Consider the following 19,914-nt stretch of genomic DNA (forward strand, 5'->3'; position numbering starts at 1 on the left):
AACGCAGAGTGGCGCGGAGATTAACGCGGAGTTTCGCGGAGTTTTTTATATTTGAGAGCGTTCTACTATGCCGATAAAGGCATCTTCTAAAGAGAAGGGAATAGGACGTAAGGAATTAATGGTAATTTGATGTGTTGCTAACAGTTGAGTTATTTGGTCGATTTCTAGTTCGGGGTTGTCGAGAACAACGTGTAAACTATCGGCAAAAATCGAAACTCGCCAAGAGTCGAAGTGTTGTTTGAGTAACTTGGAAGCTGCTTGGTTTTGGTTGACGATGATTTCGATTAATTTTCCCGGTTGGGAGGCTTTAATAGCACTAGGTGAACCTTCGGCGACAGTTTCGCCTGCAACCATAAAACTCATCCGGTTACACTGTTCAGCTTCTTCTAGATAGTGGGTTGTTACTAAGATGGCTGTACCGTTGCGGGCGAAGTCATTAATTAGCTTCCAAAATTGGCGACGCGCTAAAGGATCTACGCCCGATGTCGGTTCATCTAAAAATAAAATATCTGGTTCGTGCATCACGGAAGCACCGAAAGCTACACGCTGTTTCCAACCTCCAGGTAATTGTCCGGTGATGAGATTTTCTTGTCCTTCTAAGCCGCAGGTAGCAATTACCCAGTCAATTTTTTCCCGCCGCAGTTTGCGGGGTACGCCGTAAACTCCGCTATAAAATTCTAGGTTCTGGAGAATGGTTAAATCGTCATAGAGAGTGAATTTTTGACTCATATAACCAATGCGTCGCCGTAAGTCTGCACTCCGCAAATTTCCCGTTTCACCACCTAAAGAAATCTCTCCACCACTGGCTTCCAAAAGTCCGCACAGCATTTTGATTGTGGTGGTTTTTCCTGCACCGTTTGCACCCAATAACCCAAATATTTCGCCGTAGCGTACCTCGACGTTGACATTTTTCACAGCTTGGAATTTACCAAAAACCCGACTGAGGTTGCGGGCGTAGATAGCTAGTGCTGAGTGCTGAGTACTCCCCACTCCCCACTCTCCACTCCCTCGCTTGCGAGAACGAGGAAAGGGAAAAAATTGCGGTACGGAACCTTGTTGGCGCAGTCGCGTAACAAAGACATTTTCTAATGTGGGTTCGCCACGTTCGATAGTGGGTGAGGGTAAATCATGTTGTTGCAAGAGTTGGCGGACTTCAGTTTCTCCAGTGTCTAAATTTGGAACGAGAACATCTAAGCGATCGCCAAAAATCTGCACATCTATAATATTATTCTGTGTAGTTTGAGAAAGTATCTCTTCTGTGGCTGTTAAATTTGCTGTTCGCACTTCCAAGCGATGCAAGCCCAAGTTAGCGCGTAACTCTGCGGGTGTGCCAATTTCATGAATTTGCCCACTGTACATCAAAGCTACACGGTGACAGCGTTCGGCTTCGTCGAGGTAAGGTGTCGCCACAACAATTGTCATTCCCTCGGCTGACAGTTCCGCTAACACATCCCAAAATTCCCGCCGAGAAACGGGGTCAACACCTGTGGTAGGTTCATCTAATAACAAAACTTCCGGCTGGGAAACTAAAGCACAACATAAAGCCAGCTTTTGCTTCATTCCACCAGAAAGTTGCCCCGCCAAGCGATCGCCAAATTTATCCAAATTCATTAATTTTAAATATTTCTGGCGGCGTTGCCACAGCAAATCATCTGCTACTTGCCGCAATCCTGCTGCGTAACGCAAATTCTCATCAATACTCAAATCTAAATACAGCGAAAACTGTTGGGTGAGATAACCTGTCATTAACCTGGCATCTCGTGCAGGTTGTCCAAATATCTGCACTTCTCCCGCCGTTGCTTCCATCACACCGCCCAAGATGTGAAAGGTGGTAGTTTTTCCTGCACCATCAGGGCCAATTAGTCCAAACATCTCGCCTTTCTGGACGCTGAAATCAATCCCTCGAACAGCAGCTAAGTTTCCATAGTGCTTGTGTAAACTCTCTACTTTGATTGCTTTAGTATTGAGACTGGATGATGGCGGTAAGGTAGTGAGTTGCTGTTTCATATTTAAGAATCAGGATTTTATGTCTCACGCAGAGGCGCAAAGGCGCAGAGAGTTATTGGAGGTTTGCAAAAAAGCGTCTTTCCCCACTCCCTATTCCCTACTCCCTACTTTCTTCAACTGAATCTCTGCATCAGCTGGCATCCCAATTTTGGCGCAGGGTAAATCTGATTCAGCGTAGGGATTTTCAGGATTAAAACAACCATCTGGGTTTTTGACTTCGACGCGAATTCCTACTACTTGTCTGACTCTATCTTTTTGAAAATAAATATTCTCTGGTGTAAAGGAAGCTTGGGGATCAATTGCAATGACTTTACCTTGCAAAGGTTTGTCTGGTGCAGAATCCAGGATAATTTTAGTTGTTTGTCCTAAACGCACTTTGCCAATATCACCTTCGGGAATAAAACCGCGAAAATACAATGTTTTGGGATCAACGATTGTCAAAATCTTCGTTTGACTATTAACTACTGCCCCTGGTTCGGCACTCCGGGCTGTGACTACGCCATCTATGGGACTGAGGACGTTTAAATCTTTTTTAGAGTCGGCAATTTGGGTAATGATTTGTTGTTTTGCAGCTTGGGCATCTTTGACTTTGGCTTGCGCAGATTTGACTTTAGCTTGTGCAGATTTAAGTTGAGCATAGCTTTGCTGCTGCCTTCTAACTAAGGCTGTTAACTGGGCGTTGCGAATGTCAGGATTAAAGCCTGTGGTTTTAGCTTGAGTTAGCACTCCTTCGGCTGCACTTAACTGCTGACGTGCGGTGTTAACTGCTGCTTGTCGTGCTTCTAAGGTGGCGACGGCTGTATCAAAGGTGGTTTGTGCTTGGTCAAATTGTTGTTGATTGATAGCACCTTCTTTGACCAATTTGGCATAGCGATCGCGGTTAATTTTTGCTAAATTTACTTCTGCTGCTGCTTGTTTAACTTGGGCTTGAGCCTGCACTAATGAAGCTTTGGCGGCTGCAACGTTTGATTGCGCCTGCTCAATTCTGCCTTGGGTATCGCCTTGAGACTGCCGCAAATTAAGTTTAGCTTCGTTAATTTGGCTGGTAATTTCCTGAATTTCTCTTTCTACTCGCTCCACATCTGAAATTGCTTGCTGTTCATCTGATTGAGCCGATGAAACTCTCGCTTCCGCACCGCGCAATTGGTCTTGCAGGAGTTGATCATCGCTGTCATCCATCCTGATTAATTCTTGCCCCTTTTTGACTGCTGTCCCTTCTCGCATGGCAATTGACTCAATTCTGCCAGAACGCTTCACGCCAATCTCAGTTTCATAACCCTCAATCCGACCGCTAACTTTTAGCGCATCTGCTGTACCTTGGGGTTGACTGCGCCAGACTGCGTAACCGATACCACCAATTACTAAAAAACCGCCAATCAGTAAAGGAATCGGTTTCTTGTGGCGCTGTTGCTTGGATACTGGGACATTTGTAAGACTTTCCGGCGGAATTGGGGCAGTCTGAGTCATATTAGCATCCTGGATTGTAAAAAATATTTTGGTTATCATACTAGACTGTCTAGTATGATATAGCAAGAGATAAGCAAAAAAATTTACTTTTTATGGCTAAAACCTCTGCTTTTCAACTGGAAGCTGCGTTACCTGCGATTACGCAAAAACAGGAGCAAATCTTGCAAGGAGCGATTCGGGTATTTTTGCGAGAAGGTTATGCCAGAACCAGTATGGATAGGGTAAGTGCAGAAGCGGGAGTTTCTAAACAAACGATTTACAGTCACTTTGGAGACAAAGAAAAACTGTTTAAAGCATTAATGGAAAGGTTAACGCTTACTTGTTTTCAAAGTATTTTTTCTAACACAGAATTGCAAGGTGAACCTGCAAGTTTATTGCGTCAAGTTGGCGAAACTTACTTAACCAAAGTTGCCGATAATCCTGATTATTTGGCGCTACTGCGCTTGATTATGACTGAAGCGCAAAACTTTCCTGAACTCGCCAAACTTTATAATCAAACAGTTGTGCAACGTGGTCGGTTTTTACTGAGTCAGTATTTTACATCTCATCCAGAATTAGGTATTACCGATCCAGAAGCGATCGCTCACATTTTCATCGGTTCGTTAGTTTCTTACGTGATTGTACAGGAAATGCTGTATGGTAAAGAACTTTCTTCTTTGTCACGTGATCGCCTGCTAGATAGTTTGATGACTTTAGTAATGAGCCAGTCAAAATAAATTTAGTTTTGTAAAGATTAAATCGTTGTGTCAATTGTAGCTTTCAGGAATTTCCCCGCTGAATTTGGTAGTCAATGTTGCAAATTTTAGCGATAACTAGCCATTCGCAAAGTTAGCGCTAATAGTATGACTATGTTTTAGCGGTATAAATATGCCTCAAAAGTTTTACGTAAACCCCTTAACAGGAAATAGTACTAACCCTGGTAGCCAACAAGCGCCATTTAAAACAATTACACAAGCTCTTAAGGTTGCCACACCAGATACCACAATTCAACTAACCGATGGAAATTACAGCGTAGCTAGTGGAGAAGTCTTTCCCTTAACAATTCCCTCTGGTGTCAAAGTCATTGGTAACGAAGCCAACAAAGGCAGCAGTATTTTAATTGAAGGTAGTGGTAACTATCTCAGTCGGACTTTTGCTGGCCAAAACGTCACCTTTGTCATGCTGGATGGTGCGGAACTGAGAGGTGTGGCTGTCACAAACCCGGCCAGTCGTGGTACTGGTGTGTGGGCGGAATCAACGACTCCGATTATTGCAAATTGCACCTTCCAAAATTGTAAGCGAGAGGGAGTATTTGCCACTGGTGATGCTAACCCAGTGATTCAGGGTAATGTATTTACAGAAAATGCCGCCAATGGAATTGCGATCGCTAAAAATTCCAAAGGTCAAATTCAAGACAATACCTGCTTTAAAACAGGCTTCGGCATAGCAATAAGTGATACAGCCTCACCCACCTTAGTAAATAACAAATTTACTGAAAACCGTTCTGGCATCGTGGTTTCTGGTAGCGCCCGCCCCATACTACGCAACAATGTCAGTGAAAATAATACCGACGATGGTCTGACTGTAATTGCCACAGCCCTACCAGATTTAGGCAATGCTTCCACTCCTGGCGGTAACATTTTCCGTAATAACGCTAAATTCGATTTACAAAATGCCAGTTCCAACAAACTAATTTCCATCGGTAATCAAATCGACCCCAGCAAAGTAAGCGGGAATATCGAGTTTGCCAGCACTCCAGTACCCACGCCCACGCCAATACCGACTCCAACACCTACACCAACGCCAATACCGACTCCAACGCCTACACCAACGCCAGTACCAAACCCAACACCCACACCTACACCAGTACCAAATCCAACACCAACGCCCACTCCTGTACCCGTACCTATACCCATACCTACGCCAACACCAGAACCTGAGCCAGAACCAGAACCTCTACCAACACCCACACCCATTCCTGTACCTACGCCAACACCCACACCAAAGCCCACACCCATTCCTGTACCTACGCCAACACCCACACCAAAGCCCACTCCTATTGATTTAACTGATATTGATAATCATTGGGCAGCTGCTTTTATTCGGGAATTAGTCAGACAAGATATAGTTAGCGGTTTTCCAGACCGTACCTTTAAACCAAATGCGACAATGACGAGGGCGCAGTATGCAGCATTAATTGTCAAAGCTTTTACCCCGCAGCCCAAGCGTGCAGCAGCCCAATTTAAAGATGTACCAACAAACTTCTGGGCATCTAAGGTAATTCAGCAAGCATATCAAGGTCAATTTCTCTCTGGGTTTCCAGACAATACCTTTCACCCCAATCAAAATATCCAGCGTGTACAAGTTCTAGTTTCTCTAGTCAATGGATTAGGGCTAGGTACATCTGGTAATGTCGCCAACGCTATCAAAATTTTCGATGACCAAGCTAAAATTCCTGACTATGCCAAAGATGAGGTAGCAAAAGCTATAGACAAGGGAATTATCGTCAATCATCCCAACCTGAAGCAACTCAATCCTACCCGCGATGCAACACGGGCGGAGGTAGCAGTCATGGTTTATCAAGCTTTAGTCGATGCTGGTCGTGTAGCTGCGATTAACTCGCCTTACATTGTGAATGGTTGATTTGTAAACTAATAAGTGAATGTGGTCAGATCCTCGACTTCTTAAAGAAGTCGGGGATCTCGCAGCATAATTCCTGTTAACTGTTTACTACTATATGACTGAACAAAAGCCTTTAAATCCTTGGGACTATAAACCTTGGTGGTGTCAGCCTTGGTCTATCATCCTGACATCTATAATTTTGATTAGTGGAAGCTGGTTACTATTTAAAATTATTTGGCTAACAATTCTGGTGTCCATTCCTGTACTCACTTGGATGGGCTTTTTTGTATTTATTTGGCCAAAACTCATGGTTCGTAGTGGAATTTTAGAATCTTATCACAGAGAAAATTCTTAAGAGTTTTTCTATGGTTAGTGCTTGGGAATATTAGGCTGATGCACCATCTTTAAACTTAGTTTCATTTTCAATTAATTCAAAAAATTGCGAAATCTGTTTAGTCGAGCGAATATGATATACATTTTTGGTACTCTGAGCTTGCTTGATATACTCACGATATTTTGGAGTCAAATATTTGTGACATAACCAAAGCACACGGTAGCTACTCAGGGAACTCCTCAATATTGGACTGTTTATAGGCCAGCCTTCAGGCGGTTGAAAGTAACCTGTGAGGAATCTTTTAGTTACCCACCAGAAATGTACATATAGCGGTAAATCTACATAAACTAGAGTATCCGCCTCATCCAGTCGTGGCCAGAGGGTTTCCATACTGCCAAACCCATCAATAATCCATTTGTCAGCAGTTAAAATTTGCTGATGGGCGTACTGATAATCTTCATGGGGAACCTCAGCACCTCCTGATTGATATTTAATTTTGTCCAAGACGTGAAGTGGCAAACCAGTGATTTGGGATAATTTCTTGCTGAGAGTTGATTTACCGCCTCCAGCATTGCCAAACACTGCTACTTTTTTCATCGTCACGCTCCTTTGAATGCTAATTCTCTGGTGGAGAATGTTATTGGTCATTTGTTCTTTGTCTTTTGTAAATACAAATGACCAATGACTAATTCTGTATTAATCGCCGTTACCACCACTAGCATTTTGAGAATTTGCTGATTCTGGTTTTTGGTACTTACCTGGATATTTGTGCTGGAAATACGCTTCCAACACTTGTAATACCATTGGGCCGCAGATTGTACCACCATGATCGCCGGAATTTTCCCCAAAAGCGACAACGGTAATTTCTGGGCGATCGCTAGGGGCATAAGCACCAAACCAAGTATGATTAGGACGACCAATACCAGCCTCGGCTGTACCACTTTTACCAGATGCTGGGGCGATCGTTGGCAGATTCAAACTCCTACCTGTACCTTCAGTAATTACCTTTCGTAGTCCATCGCGCAGCACGTTGACAGTTGACTGCTTCATATTTAAAGATTCACGCCAGCTTTTTGCTTCTTCGTTGTCTTTCAGCAAATGCGGCTTCACACGATACCCACCATTAGCGGGGACAGAAAACATAATTGCTGATTGCAGTGGTGTCACCTGCAAAGCACCTTGACCAATAGACATATTAATTGTGTCGCCTACAGTCCAAGGTATCTTCCAAGCTTTTTGTTTCCAATTTTCATCGGGAACCAAACCTCTGGATTCTTCAGTGGGAAACTCAATCCCAGTTTTTTGACCAAAACCGTACTTACGCGCCCATTCAATTAAAGTCGGGCCACCAACTCCTTTACCAATTTGATAAAAAAATGTATCACTACTCATTGCTATTGCTCTAGGAAATCCTATAGCCCCAAATCCTGCATGGTTCCATTCCCCAAAAGTTACCCCACCGACAGTCAAAGAACCATAAGTTTGCAAAACTGTACCAGGGGAAAACTTACCAGATTCCAACCCAGCAGTTGTGGTAACAATCTTGAAGGTACTAGCAGGTGGAAAGCCACTTAAAGCCCGATTGACTAGAGGATGGTCTTTACCTTGAACACTTTCCCAATCTTTCTGCGAGAGTTTTTGCTTAGAAAAAATATTCGGGTCGAACCCAGGATGAGACACCATCGCTAAAACTGAACCCGTTCTAGGATCAAGGGCGACAATTGCACCATGATACTTACCTAAAGCTTTGTCTGCCGCTTTTTGCAGTTCCCAATCTATAGTTAAGTGTAAATCTTTACCAGATTTGGCTTCTTTGTTGCCCAAAATTCGGATCGGACGACCTGCGCCATCCACTTCTACTTGCTGACCACCCCATTCGCCGCGTAAGGTCGTCTCATAAGCTTTTTCTATTCCCATCTGGCCAATTACATCTCCCAGACGGTAGCCTTCTTTCTGCTTATCTTTTAACTGTTCGGGGGTCAGTTCCCGTGTATAACCCAGTACGTGAGCTAATTCTTGACCATGTGGGTAGTAGCGTACTGCATCAGTGTTAATTTCTACATCTTTTAGTTCACTTTCATATTCTTTTAAAGCTGTTATTTGAGCATCGCTAACATCACGGGCAATCCGAATCAGTGAAGCAGAGTTAGCACCAGCTGCTTCTAGCTTCTTTTCTATTTCGTCTTGAGGGATACCGAGAATTTGAGATAAACGTGGCCCCACAACTGACCAAGATGGTTTAGTATGTGCCATCGGCCACAAATATACAGAGTGAGGATACCGAGTCGTGGCTAACAACTTACCATTGCGGTCAAAAATATTGCCTCGTTCTGGTTGTTTGAGAATTGTGCGAACGCGGTTAGACTCAGCACGTTTCCGCAGTTGAGATCCTTCTACGATTTGTAAATATGCTAACCGTGCTTCAATCCCAGCGAGAGCTAATAAAGTAAATCCAATCAAGAAGATTGACTGTACACTGCGTCCAACAGTACGTGTATCTTTTCTGCTATTCGGTAAAGATGATGGAAATAAAGCCATAGGTCAAATAATTTTAGATTTTAGATTTTAGATTGATCCCCCAGATATATCTGGGGCTTGTTCCATTCAGGAACCATTGGTCACATATAAGTAAAAATTCTGAAATAAGGTACTTGGTATAGAATGCCCGAAACTTATGCTGGATATTAAGCTTGTAACAATCACAAACGTATATTCCCGATCTAGGGTTTTTGGCGGATACAATTGACCAAAGTGTTCTTTAAGTCTGCTTAATAGGCTACATTCACGGAAACAATCAGGTTACATCACCGCATTCTACTGAGAATTATGGCTCAAACTGTCATGCAGAATCAGAGGGGGGTTACGTCGTTTCAACCACTAGATGTGGAACTACGTAATGTGTTTAAGTTTTTCAAGCAAGAACCGGCAGTACATGGAATAGATTTGGATGTCCGCAAAGGGGAATTTTTTAGCATTTTAGGCCCCTCTGGTTGTGGCAAGACAACAACATTACGTTTAATTGCAGGATTTGAATCAGCTGATGCAGGTAAGGTATTGATTCAGGGTCAGTCTATGACTAATGTTCCGCCTTATCGGCGACCAGTGAATACTGTATTTCAAAGTTATGCACTGTTCAATCACCTGAATGTCTGGGATAACATCGCCTTTGGGTTGCACTTGAAAAAACTCCGCAAATCAGAAATCGAAAGTCGAGTTACAGAAGCTTTAAAACTTGTAAAAATGGAAAGTTTGCGATCGCGCTTTCCCAATCAACTTTCTGGTGGTCAACAGCAAAGGGTAGCATTAGCTAGGGCGTTAGTAAATCACCCGGCTGTGGTGCTGTTAGATGAACCTTTAGCCGCTTTAGATTTAAAGCTGCGTAAAGAAATGCAAGTTGAATTATCCAACTTACATAAAAAGTTAGGCTTAACCTTTATTTTAGTCACTCACGACCAGGAAGAAGCATTATCTTTGAGCGATCGCATTGCGGTGATGAATCAAGGCAAAATTGAGCAAATTGGCACTCCTAGCGAAATTTACGAACGTCCTCAAACCGCTTTTGTGGCTGATTTTATTGGTGATACTAATTTATTTAGTGGTGAAATTGCTGCTGTCGAAGCTGATTGTATACAAGTTGTAACAAAAACTGGGCTGAAAATTATCGTCACGCGCTACGAAGACACACCAACAGAATTATCACAATCTGTAGTAGTAAGTGTGCGCCCAGAAAAAATTCAACTATCACTATATCCGCCTAATTTACCAACTAACTCCTTTGAAGGCAGACTAGTTAACGTTATGTATTTGGGAACCCACGTTACATACGTTGTGGAATTAACAAATGGGATAAATATCAATGTTTTGCAACCTAATACCTTTGGCAATTTGCCAGACAGAGACACACCTATTTATGTTTTATGGGCAGAAAGTGATTGTTTAGCTATTAGTCAATAGTCAATGGTTAATAGTCCATATTTATATAGATGAGATGTCTAGTAAGTATTTTAAAGAACTACGGGTTTATAAATTATCAGAAAAATTAGCTGATGAAATTTGGCAAATAGTTAATGAATGGGATATGTTTGCCAAAAATACAATGGGTACACAAATGGTACGTTCAGCAGATAGTATTGGGGCAAATATAGCAGAGGGGGTTGGTAGAGGTAGCTATCAAGATAATAGACGTTTTGTCAGAATGGCAAGAGGTTCATTAAATGAAACTCAACATTGGCTCAGAAGAGCCTACTGCCGTAATTTATTAACAATTGAACAAGTAGAGATACTCAAGTGCATGATTAACGAACTAGCACCACAATTAAATGCTTACCTCAAATCAATCGGCAATATATCTGAAGATTAATTACTTTTTGACCATTGACAAATGACAAATAGAAGGAATTTTTTAGAAATTTTAGCAGCATTTTCTAGCTTATCTTTAACTGGTTGTGGCTGGAGACTGGCTAATGTCCGTGCTGCTAGTAAATCTACTCGCAGCGATAAATTATATCTCTATACTTGGACACAATATTCAGATAAAAAATTACTGCAAACTTTTAGCACTCAAACAGGTATGAAAGTGCTGGTAGATACTTATGGTTCTAATGAAGAAATGTTAGCAAAACTATTAGCTGGAGGTGGTGATGCTTACAGTGTAATTTACCCTTCTGACTATATGGTACAGAAGATGGTAGAAAAAAAATTATTAACAGAATTAAATCACGATCGGTTAATTGGTTTAGATAATTTATTTCCGCAATTTAAAAATCCTAGTTACGACCCTAATAACCGCTATAGTCTACCATTCAATTGGGGAACTACAGGCTTAATTTACAATTCGGAAGTTCTCAAAAAAGCACCAGAAGATTGGGATTATCTCTGGCAAAATCGGGAAATACTCAACAAGCGGGTGACATTACTAAATGATGTCCGAGAAGTTATGGGAGGAGTATTAAGAATGTTGGGTTATTCCTATAATTCAAAAGAAGAAGATGAACTGCAACAAGCTTATAACAAATTACAAGAAATAAAACCTGCGATCGCTTCATTTAATACTGATGCTTGGCAAAACCAACTTTTAGCTGGAGATTTAGTATTATCTATGTGTTACTCAGCAGATGCGATTCGGATTACTCAAGAAAATTCTAAATTTAAATATATAATTCCTCGCAGCGGTTCTTCTTTGTGGACTGATACAATTGTAGTACCAAAAATTGCACCGAATTTAGATGGTGCTTATGCTTGGATTAACTTTATTTTGCAACCTGAAGTCGCAGCAACTGTTAGTCAAAATTTAAATATTTCTACTCCTAATAGTGCAGGATTTGAACAATTACCAAAACAACTCAAAAATAATCAGAATTTATTTCCACCAGCAGCGCTTTTAGAAAAGTGCGAGCGTATTACGCCTCTAGGTGACTTTGAAGAAATTTACGACCGCTATTGGACTCAATTAACTAGCAGTTAAATTAAACTCTATATTAATATTAAGCTTGTGTCTACAAAAAATTATTCTTCTCAAATACATGAATCAGGCGATATTCCTAAGCTTGAACAATTACATCGCCCTAAATGGAACTTTATACAACCCTTAGTATTACTAGCCCCAGCAGGAATTTGGTTACTATTATTACTAGTACTACCAACACTGATAATTTTTCAACTGAGTTTAGTTCCCAACATTAGACCAGGGGATTTGGTCAATCCTAGCGGTTTAGATAACTATTTTCGCATATTTGACCCTCTTTACTTACAAGTAATTTGGCGATCGCTATGGTTAGCAGCGGGGACAACTATAATTTGTTTAATATTAGGTTTTCCTGTGGCTTACTGGTTAGCACAAATTGCACCAAAACAATGGCGAAATCTACTGTTACTAGCTTTTGTTTTACCTTTGTGGACTTCCTCTTTACTTCGTTCTTATGCTTGGATTACGATTTTACGTCCCACTGGGTTATTAAATAGTATTCTGAGTAATTTAGGCTTACCAACTTTAGAAATACTTAACCGCGTTCCGGCTGTATTAATTGGCATGAGTTACAGCTTATTGCCTTACATGGTATTAATTTTATATGCTTCTCTAGAAAAATTAGACAAGCGCTTGCTAGAAGCCGCTGCTGATTTAGGTGCAAATCCTGTGCAGACTTTTTGGAAGGTAACAGTACCCCAAGTTTTACCAGGAATTACAGCTAGTTCAATGCTGGTTTTTATTACAGGACTCGGAGATTTTATTGACCCAGAACTTCTAGGTGGTGCGTCGAGTATGACAGCGGCGCGGTTAGTTTACAACCAATTTCTTGGAGTCACCCAAAATTGGGGTTTTGGTTCAGCGTTGAGTATGACATTAATTTTAGCGGTAAGTGTAGCGATCGCCTTCTTGATTAAATTTGGTGAACCAACACCCAGCCGATAAACTAAATCTATAGACATTAAACCCCAATTTACAGAGCTATGAATATCGCTACTACTCTTAATTGGTTAAAAATGGGCAGTTAGATAACCTCCATTACCAAATTATTTGCACTATCTTTTTTATTTACTAAAGACGCAACAGTAGAGAGAAATTCATGCTCTAAATAAGGCTTAGTCAAATAAGCCTTAGCGCCAAGCTCTTGAGCAAGTTGACGATGTTTTTCCGCGCTACGAGAAGATAAAATTACTACAGGAATTTTGGCAAAACTTGGAGTTTGTTGAATATTAGTTAATAATTCAAATCCATTCATTCGCGGCATTTCTAAGTCTGAAATAATCACTTGCACATCTGGATATTTTTGTAGTTGTTCTAGAGCTTCTACACCATTTTGTGCTTGAATGACTTGATAGCCGCCTCGTTGCAGTGTCAAAAACAAAGTTTGTCTCAAACTAATAGCATCATCTACTACCAAAACTACCTTGGGAGATTGGTAATTAGGTTCTAGATGCTGAACTAATGATGTTTCAATAGTATTTGTAGGCGTAGATGTAGGCAAATCTTCTGCTGTTGCCAAAGCTGATTGATTAGCAGAAATTATTGGTAGTGCTGCAATTTCAGGTGTGGCTTGCACATTGATGGATTCCAATAAGAGAGCGCCATCAATAACTAAAATAAGATTACCATTAGCAGAACTACTACAACCATAAACATATTTTGGTGGCGCGATCGCATTTCCTAAAGGTCTAATTACTAATTCTTGTTCACCGATGATTTGGTCAACTTCTAATCCGAAAACACTTTGATTGCGTTTGAGTATCAACACAGGATTATTCATTAATCTTGTGTCAAGAGTAGTTTGAGTATTATTGAGATGATTACTGTTAACACAAGAATAGTTATAAGACATCAAATCAGAAAGTTGATGTAAACTTATCAAAGTTTCATCTTGGTCTGTATTCCAGTGTAAAACTTTTTTACCTTCAAATTCTTTAATTTGTTGCGGGGAAGGAATTACGATTTTTTCTACACTGTCTAACAATAGCGCATAAACAACGCCTCCCGCTTGAACTAGCATCAATTGGTCAGTAGTCATAGAAAAAGGTATTTTGAGTGTGAATTTTGTGCCTTGTTGTGGCACAGTTTGAACAGAAATTGAACCATGCAGCGCTTCCATTTGAGAACGCACAATATCCAACCCTATCCCGCGTCCTGAAATATTACTCACATGTTCAGCCGTGGATAATCCCGGCGCAAACATCAAATCTAATAATTGTGATTCGTCTTCATGAGATGTAGCCAGGTTCATCTCAATTGCTTTTTTCCGAATGCTTTCTAGATTTAATCCTTGTCCATCATCTTGAACTTCAATAATAGTCTGGCTACTTTGATGATAGGCTCGGATTGTAATTAAACCTTGTTCTGGTTTACCCCGTTCTCGACGCAATTGTGGAGGTTCAATACCATGATCAAAAGCATTACGTACTAAATGTAATAGTGGTTCATAAAGTTTTTCGGCGATCGCTTTATCAACTAGTACTTCAGTACCAGTCAGTTCTAGCTTTACGTTTTTGTCATAAATATTGCCGAGTTTTTTCACCATTGGCGGAAAACGATTTAAGATATCACCTAAAGGTAACATCCTTGCTTCTACTAAATTATCGATAATAGTGAAAATCAAATTTTGCTTTTTATCAGCAATCTGAGCGCCTTGTTTGATAATTAAATCTAGAGATTCTGTGGTTTCTTGTAGTTGTAGAGTTTCTTCTAGTGCGGCATGGAGTGATAAATTAAACTCTGTATATATATCCATTTCCAGAGAGTCAAATTTCACTGCTGCAAAATTTTGTACAGATTGAGCATTAACAGTTTGCAAATGTAATGGTACATCTCTTAACTGATTTAAAACTCTTTGATGTCGATTAATCTGTTGTAATAATTGCTCAATCACCTCTTGAATTTGTTCATCATAGGCTGTACGTTTCTTTTGATGAATTAGCAATTCTCCTGCTAGATAATTGAGGTCTCGCAACCCTTCAACATCAACACGAACAAATGAAGGTTGGCGGAAATTTTGATTTTTGATAAATTGGTTATTTTTATCTTCTAACTGCCCATTGATATGACTGACTGCTGCGTTAATTTGCTCTACAATGGGTTGTTCTGCAATAGGTACTTTATCAATCTCATCAACTTGAAATACTTGTTCATTTTGGGTAATTATAGCTTCTGATTCTCCTCCCCAAATTGATTCTAAAAGATTATCTGTTTCTAGCAAAATAGGTTTTGACGTTTCACTAAAAACTAAAAGAGTTTGTAATTTGGGATGATCTAACCAATTTTTTTCTTGGCTATTAACAGGCGGATAATTTTTATATTCTTTTGCTAGTGTCAGAATTTGTTTTTGTAATTTTTGGGTTAAGAGAACGTAATTTTCACTCTTATCATTACCATACTCAAATTTAGCCACTGCCAGAAGCACGATTAAAATAATTCCCTGGCGATAAAGGCAAAGACTATAACTGTCTTCTGGATTTTGTACAAAACTTAAAAAGGTTTTTAACCATTTTTCAATATAATTTATTTGATTTTCTCTATCTAATTGGGGAATTAAAAGAGATAAATTAAGCTCTTGCTTAGGAACTTGTTTTTGGTTGTGAAACCAACCGAAAATATATTGAATTAACTTGATATATAACTTAGCAGTTGTTGGCTTAATCCGTTCATGATTGTTGTTTCCTGATGTAGTTAAAAATTGGTAAAATTCTTCGGCACTTTTTAGTAAATGGCAAGTAGGAGAATTATCTTGAAACTCTGAAGATAATTCTTCTTGTTGAGCTACTTGTGCAAAGTTTTGCCAAGTTGGAGAAATTGTAGCAACAAAAGTGCGATCGCCTGATAATACTGCTGTTTGTACTGCTTGTAAATCTTGCAGGGTAACTTCGGCAATTTGCTGAACTTGCGTAGGGTTTGCTTGCAACGCAACCATAATTTTTTGCGCTAGTTCTCCTAATCCAGGTAAATCTAAAGATTCTGCAAGGCCAAGAAATACCTCTGCTTGGGAATTTAAAAAATCTCTAAATTCGGCATCATCAGGAGGATTATTAATAGTTTCAGCAATACTTTCAATGCGTTGTTGAACTCCTACTTCAAAAATTGAGCGAACAACATCAAATCCTAATTCTTGAGAAGTCGGAATATAATTATCAGCACCAAACGCATCACCAAGTTTTGCTTGTAACTGTGCAAAAATAGCAGTTGCTCGTTCAATAATTTCGTCAACATTAATGGTATTGCTGGTTAATTCTGCGGTTAAGGCTAAACGCAAACACTCATAAGCTTTAAGTAAAAGTGTATGTAAATCAGCATCAATAACTATCTCTGGCTTATATAAAGCTTTAAACACATCTTCGAGAGAATGGGCAATTATTTGAATTGCTTGTAGCCCAACCGTAGCTGCACCACCTTTAAGTGTATGAGTTGCCCGCATTAAAGTATGAACTTTAGGAGTTCTATTACCTTCTTCTTCTGTAAAACTCAAAAGTTCCTGTTCAATTGTTTGTAATAACTCTGGGGCTTCTGCTAGGAAATAAATATAACCTTGTTCACGAATTTCAGCATCTGTAATCATAATTGGGGAGTTGGGAGTTGGGAGTGATAAGTTGGGAGTTGGGAGTGATAAATTATAAAAGTTTTATAATTTATCACTCCCTATTCCCTTTAATTAACTTTGAATTTACTGGCAGTGGTTAATAGTGCTTGTGCCATTCCTAATAAATCATGGAAAATAGCAGCAATTTCTTGAGATTCAGCAAAGGTTTTGTTAGCAATTTCTGCTACATCTTGCATGGATGTAGTAACAGTTTCAGATTGACCCATTTGTGTTTGAGTGACTGTGGTAATCTGTTGAATTAATTGGCTAATTTCAGCAGTTGCAGCAACAATTGCATTTAAGTTTTGCCGGGTTTCGCTCACTAAATTTGTGCCTTCTACAACTTGCTGAATACCTGTTTCCATTGCTAGTGCAACTTCTCCAGTTTCGGCTTGAATTTCTTGAACTAATTTTTCAATTTCAATTGTTGCGGCGGCTGACTGACGAGACAAAGAACGCACTTCATCAGCTACAACTGCAAAGCCTTTACCATACTCTCCAGCACGGGTTGCTTCAATGGCTGCATTCAGTGCTAAAACGTTGGTTTGGGTGGCAAAGTTACTAATCAAATTCACCACTTTCGAGATTTTTTGCGAAGATTCACTCAGGCGTTTAATCTTCTTACTAGTTTGGGCAACGGTTTCTCGAATTGCTTCAATGGCTTTGACAGTCTGGTTCATTGCTGTATCACCAGACTCGACTGTTTGATTAGCTTTTTGTACCGCTACTTGTACCAACTCAGCGTTAGCCACCACCGCTTGCGTAGAATCTAGCATTTGTTGAATATCGCCCAAAGCAGAAGTAATTTCTTCAGACTGTTGTTGTGCTAAGTTATTTAGTCCAGCCAGGGAAGCATTGCTAGTGGCAGAAGTTTGCGCTACTTGTTGGGCTGCGGCTTGCACTTGAATAACGATTTGCCGCAGTGCTTGCAGAGTGTTATTGTAAGCGTCAGCAATTGTGCCTAGTTCATCTTCTGTGATGGGTGCACGGACTGTTAAATCTCCATTTAAAGCAGGGCGGAGTGCCATTAACAGTTGAATAGATCTTTGTTGCAGTAATTCCTTGGCGGCTTTTTCCCGTGCGGCTGCTTCTGCTAGTTGGGCTGACTGCGCCTGTAGTTGTTGCAGATATTCAGTCTGTTGTAATGCCAGTCCTAATTGATCTCCAATACGGGCTAACAAACTGACTTGTGATTCTTCCCAATCACGAGTTCCAGAATTTTGATAAGCTGCCAATAAACCCCACAATTTTTCACCAAAGAAGATAGGAACAATTACGTAAGCTTTGACTTCAAATTGCTCTAAAATTTCGATGTGGCATTGAGCATGACCTATTTGGTAAATGTCATTGACAACAAAGTTTTCACCTTTGGCGTATCGTCCTCCTTGGGTTTCTTGGAGATGGGTATCTTCCCAGACTGTTTTGATATCTAGTCCTACAAGTTTGACCCAATTGTGACCAACTGACTCAGCAATAAACTCACCACTCCAGTCTGGATTGAAGCGATACACAGCTATGCGATCGCATCGTAATAATTGCCGCACTTCTTGAGTTGTAATTTTGAAGATTTCATCTACATCTAAAGATTGTCGAATCCGGTTGACTATCTTGGTAAAAGCTTTTTCTTGTTCTGCTATCTGAGTTAATTTTTCTGATTTAACTCGCACTTGCTCTAAATGGTCTATTTGTGATTTAGCTATGCTAAATTGCAAAGCTATTTGATTTAAAAAGTTGACTTCCCAAGGCTGCCATTCACGGGTTTCAGAGTTTTGATATGCTGCTAATAAACCCCATAATTGTTCCCCAAAAAAGATAGGAACAATAACATAAGCTTTGACTTCAAATTGCTCTAAAACTTCAATGTGGCATTGAGCATGGCCTACTTGGTAGATATTATTAACAACAAAGTTTTCACCTTTGGCATAACGACCGCCTTGAGTGTCTTGTAAGTGGGTATCTTCCCAAACTGTTCTGATATCTGGGCCGACAAGTTTGACCCAACCATGACCTACTGACTCAGCGATAAACTCACCACTCCAGTCTGGATTGAAACGATAAACAGCAACGCGATCGCATCTTAATGATTGTCTGACTTCTTGAGTAGTTGTTCTAAAAACACTTTCTACATCTTGAGATTGGCGGATGCGGTTGACTATCTTGGTTAAGGCTTTTTCTTGTTCCGCAATCTGGACTAATTGTTGCGATTGTACTTGCATTTGTTCGAGATATTCTGCATGGGAAATCGCTACACCAAACTGCAAGCCAATTTGCTCTAAAAAGTTAGCTTCCCACTCTTGCCAATTCCGGGGGCCAGAATTTTGATAAGCTGCTAATAAACCCCATAATTTTTCCCCAGCAAATACAGGAACTATCACATAAGCTTTGACTTCAAATTGCTCTAAAATCTCAATATGGCACTGAAAATGACCTACTTTATAAATGTCGTTGACTACAAAGCTTTCATGGTGGCGATAGCGACCGCCTTGAGTTTCTTGTAAGTGGGTATCTTCCCAAACAGTTTTAATATCTGGACTGACTAATTTTACCCAACCATGACCAACTGCTTCTGCGACAAATTGGCCACTCCAGTCAGGATTAAAGCGATATACAGCAACGCGATCGCATTTTAATAATTGCCGGATTTCTTGAGTAGTTTTCTGAAAAATATTATCAATGTCGGAGACGCGAATAATCTTTTCAATAACTTTAGCTACAGATTTTTTAGCTTGAGTTCTCAGTTGTAATTCCCTATGGAATTCAAAGCTTTGTAATTTGTAAGCTAACTCGGTGGTGACTTGCGAGAGAAAAGTAATTTCTGCTTCTTGCCATTGTCTAGTGCTAGAACAAGTATTAACTGCAAGTAATCCCCATACTTTGCCTTCAATGACAATTGGCAAACTTAAACTTGCTTTAATTTGGTATTTATCAAGTAGTTGTTTTTGATAAGGTGTAACTTGGATTTGGTTGATATCCTCAATCACTACCGATTCTAAATAATCTTGATTATTATATAAACCAAACAACATTCCTGGGAGATTTTCACCTAACATTGGTGTCCAACCAAGTGTTCTTGACTCGGCTAAAACAGTCCCAGAATCAATAGAAGTAAACTGATAAATTAAGGCGCGATCGCCTGTAATTTTTTCTCTAACTTGCGTTACCGTGACTTTAAGTAGTGTATCTACATCTGTAGCTTGACGCATCAAATTTGTGATGGCTTGTAACTGTTGCCGCCACATTTTAAATTCTTGAGAAACTGTACTTACTAGAGATACTTCATTAGGAGAAATATTAGTGATTTTTTCTAAATCGGTAACTTCAGTCAGTATTTGCTCATTTTCTTCTCTACCGTTATGATATGCGATCGTCATTTCTCAACCCCTCAATTTTTTAATTAATAATTGGTGAATTACCGTCTTTACTTGCAGCAAATATTTACATATTGAG

13 protein-coding genes are annotated in these 19,914 nt (G+C 40.0%); 7 read left to right on the forward strand and 6 right to left on the reverse strand.

Annotation, left to right across the window (positions count from 1 at the left end; genetic code table 11):
* Window positions 1-45: 45 nt before the first annotated feature.
* Window positions 46-2,007, reverse strand: a complete 1,962-nt coding sequence (locus ACMX3D_RS25735; protein ID WP_482748621.1) for an ATP-binding cassette domain-containing protein — start codon at window positions 2,005-2,007, stop codon at window positions 46-48.
* A gap of 90 nt (window positions 2,008-2,097) precedes the next feature.
* Window positions 2,098-3,474 (reverse strand): HlyD family secretion protein, encoded by a 1,377-nt coding sequence (locus tag ACMX3D_RS25740; protein ID WP_482748622.1) that lies wholly within the window; start codon window positions 3,472-3,474, stop codon window positions 2,098-2,100.
* A gap of 92 nt (window positions 3,475-3,566) precedes the next feature.
* Between ACMX3D_RS25740 and ACMX3D_RS25745 the strand changes: the two genes are divergently transcribed.
* The 3 genes from ACMX3D_RS25745 to ACMX3D_RS25755 all read left to right on the forward strand — a co-directional run bounded on the left by ACMX3D_RS25745 (window position 3,567) and on the right by ACMX3D_RS25755 (window position 6,430).
* Window positions 3,567-4,190, forward strand: coding sequence for a TetR/AcrR family transcriptional regulator (locus ACMX3D_RS25745; protein WP_482748623.1), 624 nt, complete (start codon window positions 3,567-3,569; stop codon window positions 4,188-4,190).
* A gap of 151 nt (window positions 4,191-4,341) precedes the next feature.
* Window positions 4,342-6,096 (forward strand): DUF1565 domain-containing protein, encoded by a 1,755-nt coding sequence (locus ACMX3D_RS25750; protein ID WP_482748624.1) that lies wholly within the window; start codon window positions 4,342-4,344, stop codon window positions 6,094-6,096.
* Between the two features lie 94 nt (window positions 6,097-6,190).
* Window positions 6,191-6,430 (forward strand): DUF6737 family protein, encoded by a 240-nt coding sequence (locus ACMX3D_RS25755; RefSeq protein WP_482748625.1) that lies wholly within the window; start codon window positions 6,191-6,193, stop codon window positions 6,428-6,430.
* 30 nt (window positions 6,431-6,460) lie between these two features.
* Here the strand turns inward: ACMX3D_RS25755 and ACMX3D_RS25760 are convergent, their stop codons facing one another.
* Together ACMX3D_RS25760 and mrdA are read right to left on the reverse strand one after the other, a co-directional pair.
* Entirely contained in the window at window positions 6,461-7,006 is a 546-nt protein-coding gene (locus ACMX3D_RS25760; protein ID WP_482748626.1) for a P-loop NTPase family protein, read from the reverse strand.
* Window positions 7,007-7,105: 99 nt separating this feature from the next.
* Entirely contained in the window at window positions 7,106-8,947 is a 1,842-nt protein-coding gene (gene mrdA, locus ACMX3D_RS25765) for a penicillin-binding protein 2 (protein ID WP_482748627.1), read from the reverse strand.
* A 288-nt stretch (window positions 8,948-9,235) separates the two neighbouring features.
* Here mrdA and ACMX3D_RS25770 point away from each other — a divergent pair, with 288 nt between their 5' ends.
* From ACMX3D_RS25770 to ACMX3D_RS25785, 4 genes are read left to right on the forward strand one after another with little or no spacing between them, the layout of a single operon-like run.
* A complete protein-coding gene (locus ACMX3D_RS25770) occupies window positions 9,236-10,363 on the forward strand; it encodes an ABC transporter ATP-binding protein (protein WP_482748628.1) in 1,128 nt (375 codons plus the stop codon).
* Between the two features lie 34 nt (window positions 10,364-10,397).
* Window positions 10,398-10,769, forward strand: a complete 372-nt coding sequence (locus tag ACMX3D_RS25775; RefSeq protein WP_482748629.1) for a four helix bundle protein — start codon at window positions 10,398-10,400, stop codon at window positions 10,767-10,769.
* A gap of 21 nt (window positions 10,770-10,790) precedes the next feature.
* On the forward strand, window positions 10,791-11,873 hold the full coding sequence (locus tag ACMX3D_RS25780) for an ABC transporter substrate-binding protein (RefSeq protein WP_482748630.1): 1,083 nt from the start codon (window positions 10,791-10,793) through the stop codon (window positions 11,871-11,873).
* A 54-nt stretch (window positions 11,874-11,927) separates the two neighbouring features.
* The gene (locus ACMX3D_RS25785; protein ID WP_482752428.1) at window positions 11,928-12,818 is read left to right on the forward strand and encodes an ABC transporter permease; all 891 of its coding nucleotides are present in this window, start codon (window positions 11,928-11,930) and stop codon (window positions 12,816-12,818) included.
* A 79-nt stretch (window positions 12,819-12,897) separates the two neighbouring features.
* Here the strand turns inward: ACMX3D_RS25785 and ACMX3D_RS25790 are convergent, their stop codons facing one another.
* Window positions 12,898-16,446: a hybrid sensor histidine kinase/response regulator gene (locus ACMX3D_RS25790; RefSeq protein WP_482748631.1), complete on the reverse strand. Its 3,549-nt coding sequence runs from the start codon at window positions 16,444-16,446 to the stop codon at window positions 12,898-12,900.
* Window positions 16,447-16,535: 89 nt separating this feature from the next.
* Window positions 16,536-19,838: a GAF domain-containing protein gene (locus ACMX3D_RS25795; RefSeq protein ID WP_482748632.1), complete on the reverse strand. Its 3,303-nt coding sequence runs from the start codon at window positions 19,836-19,838 to the stop codon at window positions 16,536-16,538.
* Window positions 19,839-19,914 lie beyond the last annotated feature (76 nt).

It is taken from the genome of Anabaena sp. TISTR 8404, assembly GCF_056847745.1.

What these genes read in the sequence shown, in the direction of transcription:
- ACMX3D_RS25760 (WP_482748626.1), bottom strand. Translation starts at nt 7,006, where the DNA reads ATGAAAAAAGTAGCAGTGTTTGGCAATGCTGGAGGCGGTAAATCAACT.
- ACMX3D_RS25790 (WP_482748631.1), bottom strand. Translation starts at nt 16,446, where the DNA reads ATGATTACAGATGCTGAAATTCGTGAACAAGGTTATATTTATTTCCTA.
- mrdA (WP_482748627.1), bottom strand. Translation starts at nt 8,947, where the DNA reads ATGGCTTTATTTCCATCATCTTTACCGAATAGCAGAAAAGATACACGT.
- ACMX3D_RS25795 (WP_482748632.1), bottom strand. Translation starts at nt 19,838, where the DNA reads ATGACGATCGCATATCATAACGGTAGAGAAGAAAATGAGCAAATACTG.
- ACMX3D_RS25750 (WP_482748624.1), top strand. Translation starts at nt 4,342, where the DNA reads ATGCCTCAAAAGTTTTACGTAAACCCCTTAACAGGAAATAGTACTAAC.
- ACMX3D_RS25735 (WP_482748621.1), bottom strand. Translation starts at nt 2,007, where the DNA reads ATGAAACAGCAACTCACTACCTTACCGCCATCATCCAGTCTCAATACT.
- ACMX3D_RS25755 (WP_482748625.1), top strand. Translation starts at nt 6,191, where the DNA reads ATGACTGAACAAAAGCCTTTAAATCCTTGGGACTATAAACCTTGGTGG.
- ACMX3D_RS25775 (WP_482748629.1), top strand. Translation starts at nt 10,398, where the DNA reads ATGTCTAGTAAGTATTTTAAAGAACTACGGGTTTATAAATTATCAGAA.
- ACMX3D_RS25780 (WP_482748630.1), top strand. Translation starts at nt 10,791, where the DNA reads ATGACAAATAGAAGGAATTTTTTAGAAATTTTAGCAGCATTTTCTAGC.
- ACMX3D_RS25770 (WP_482748628.1), top strand. Translation starts at nt 9,236, where the DNA reads ATGGCTCAAACTGTCATGCAGAATCAGAGGGGGGTTACGTCGTTTCAA.
- ACMX3D_RS25745 (WP_482748623.1), top strand. Translation starts at nt 3,567, where the DNA reads ATGGCTAAAACCTCTGCTTTTCAACTGGAAGCTGCGTTACCTGCGATT.
- ACMX3D_RS25740 (WP_482748622.1), bottom strand. Translation starts at nt 3,474, where the DNA reads ATGACTCAGACTGCCCCAATTCCGCCGGAAAGTCTTACAAATGTCCCA.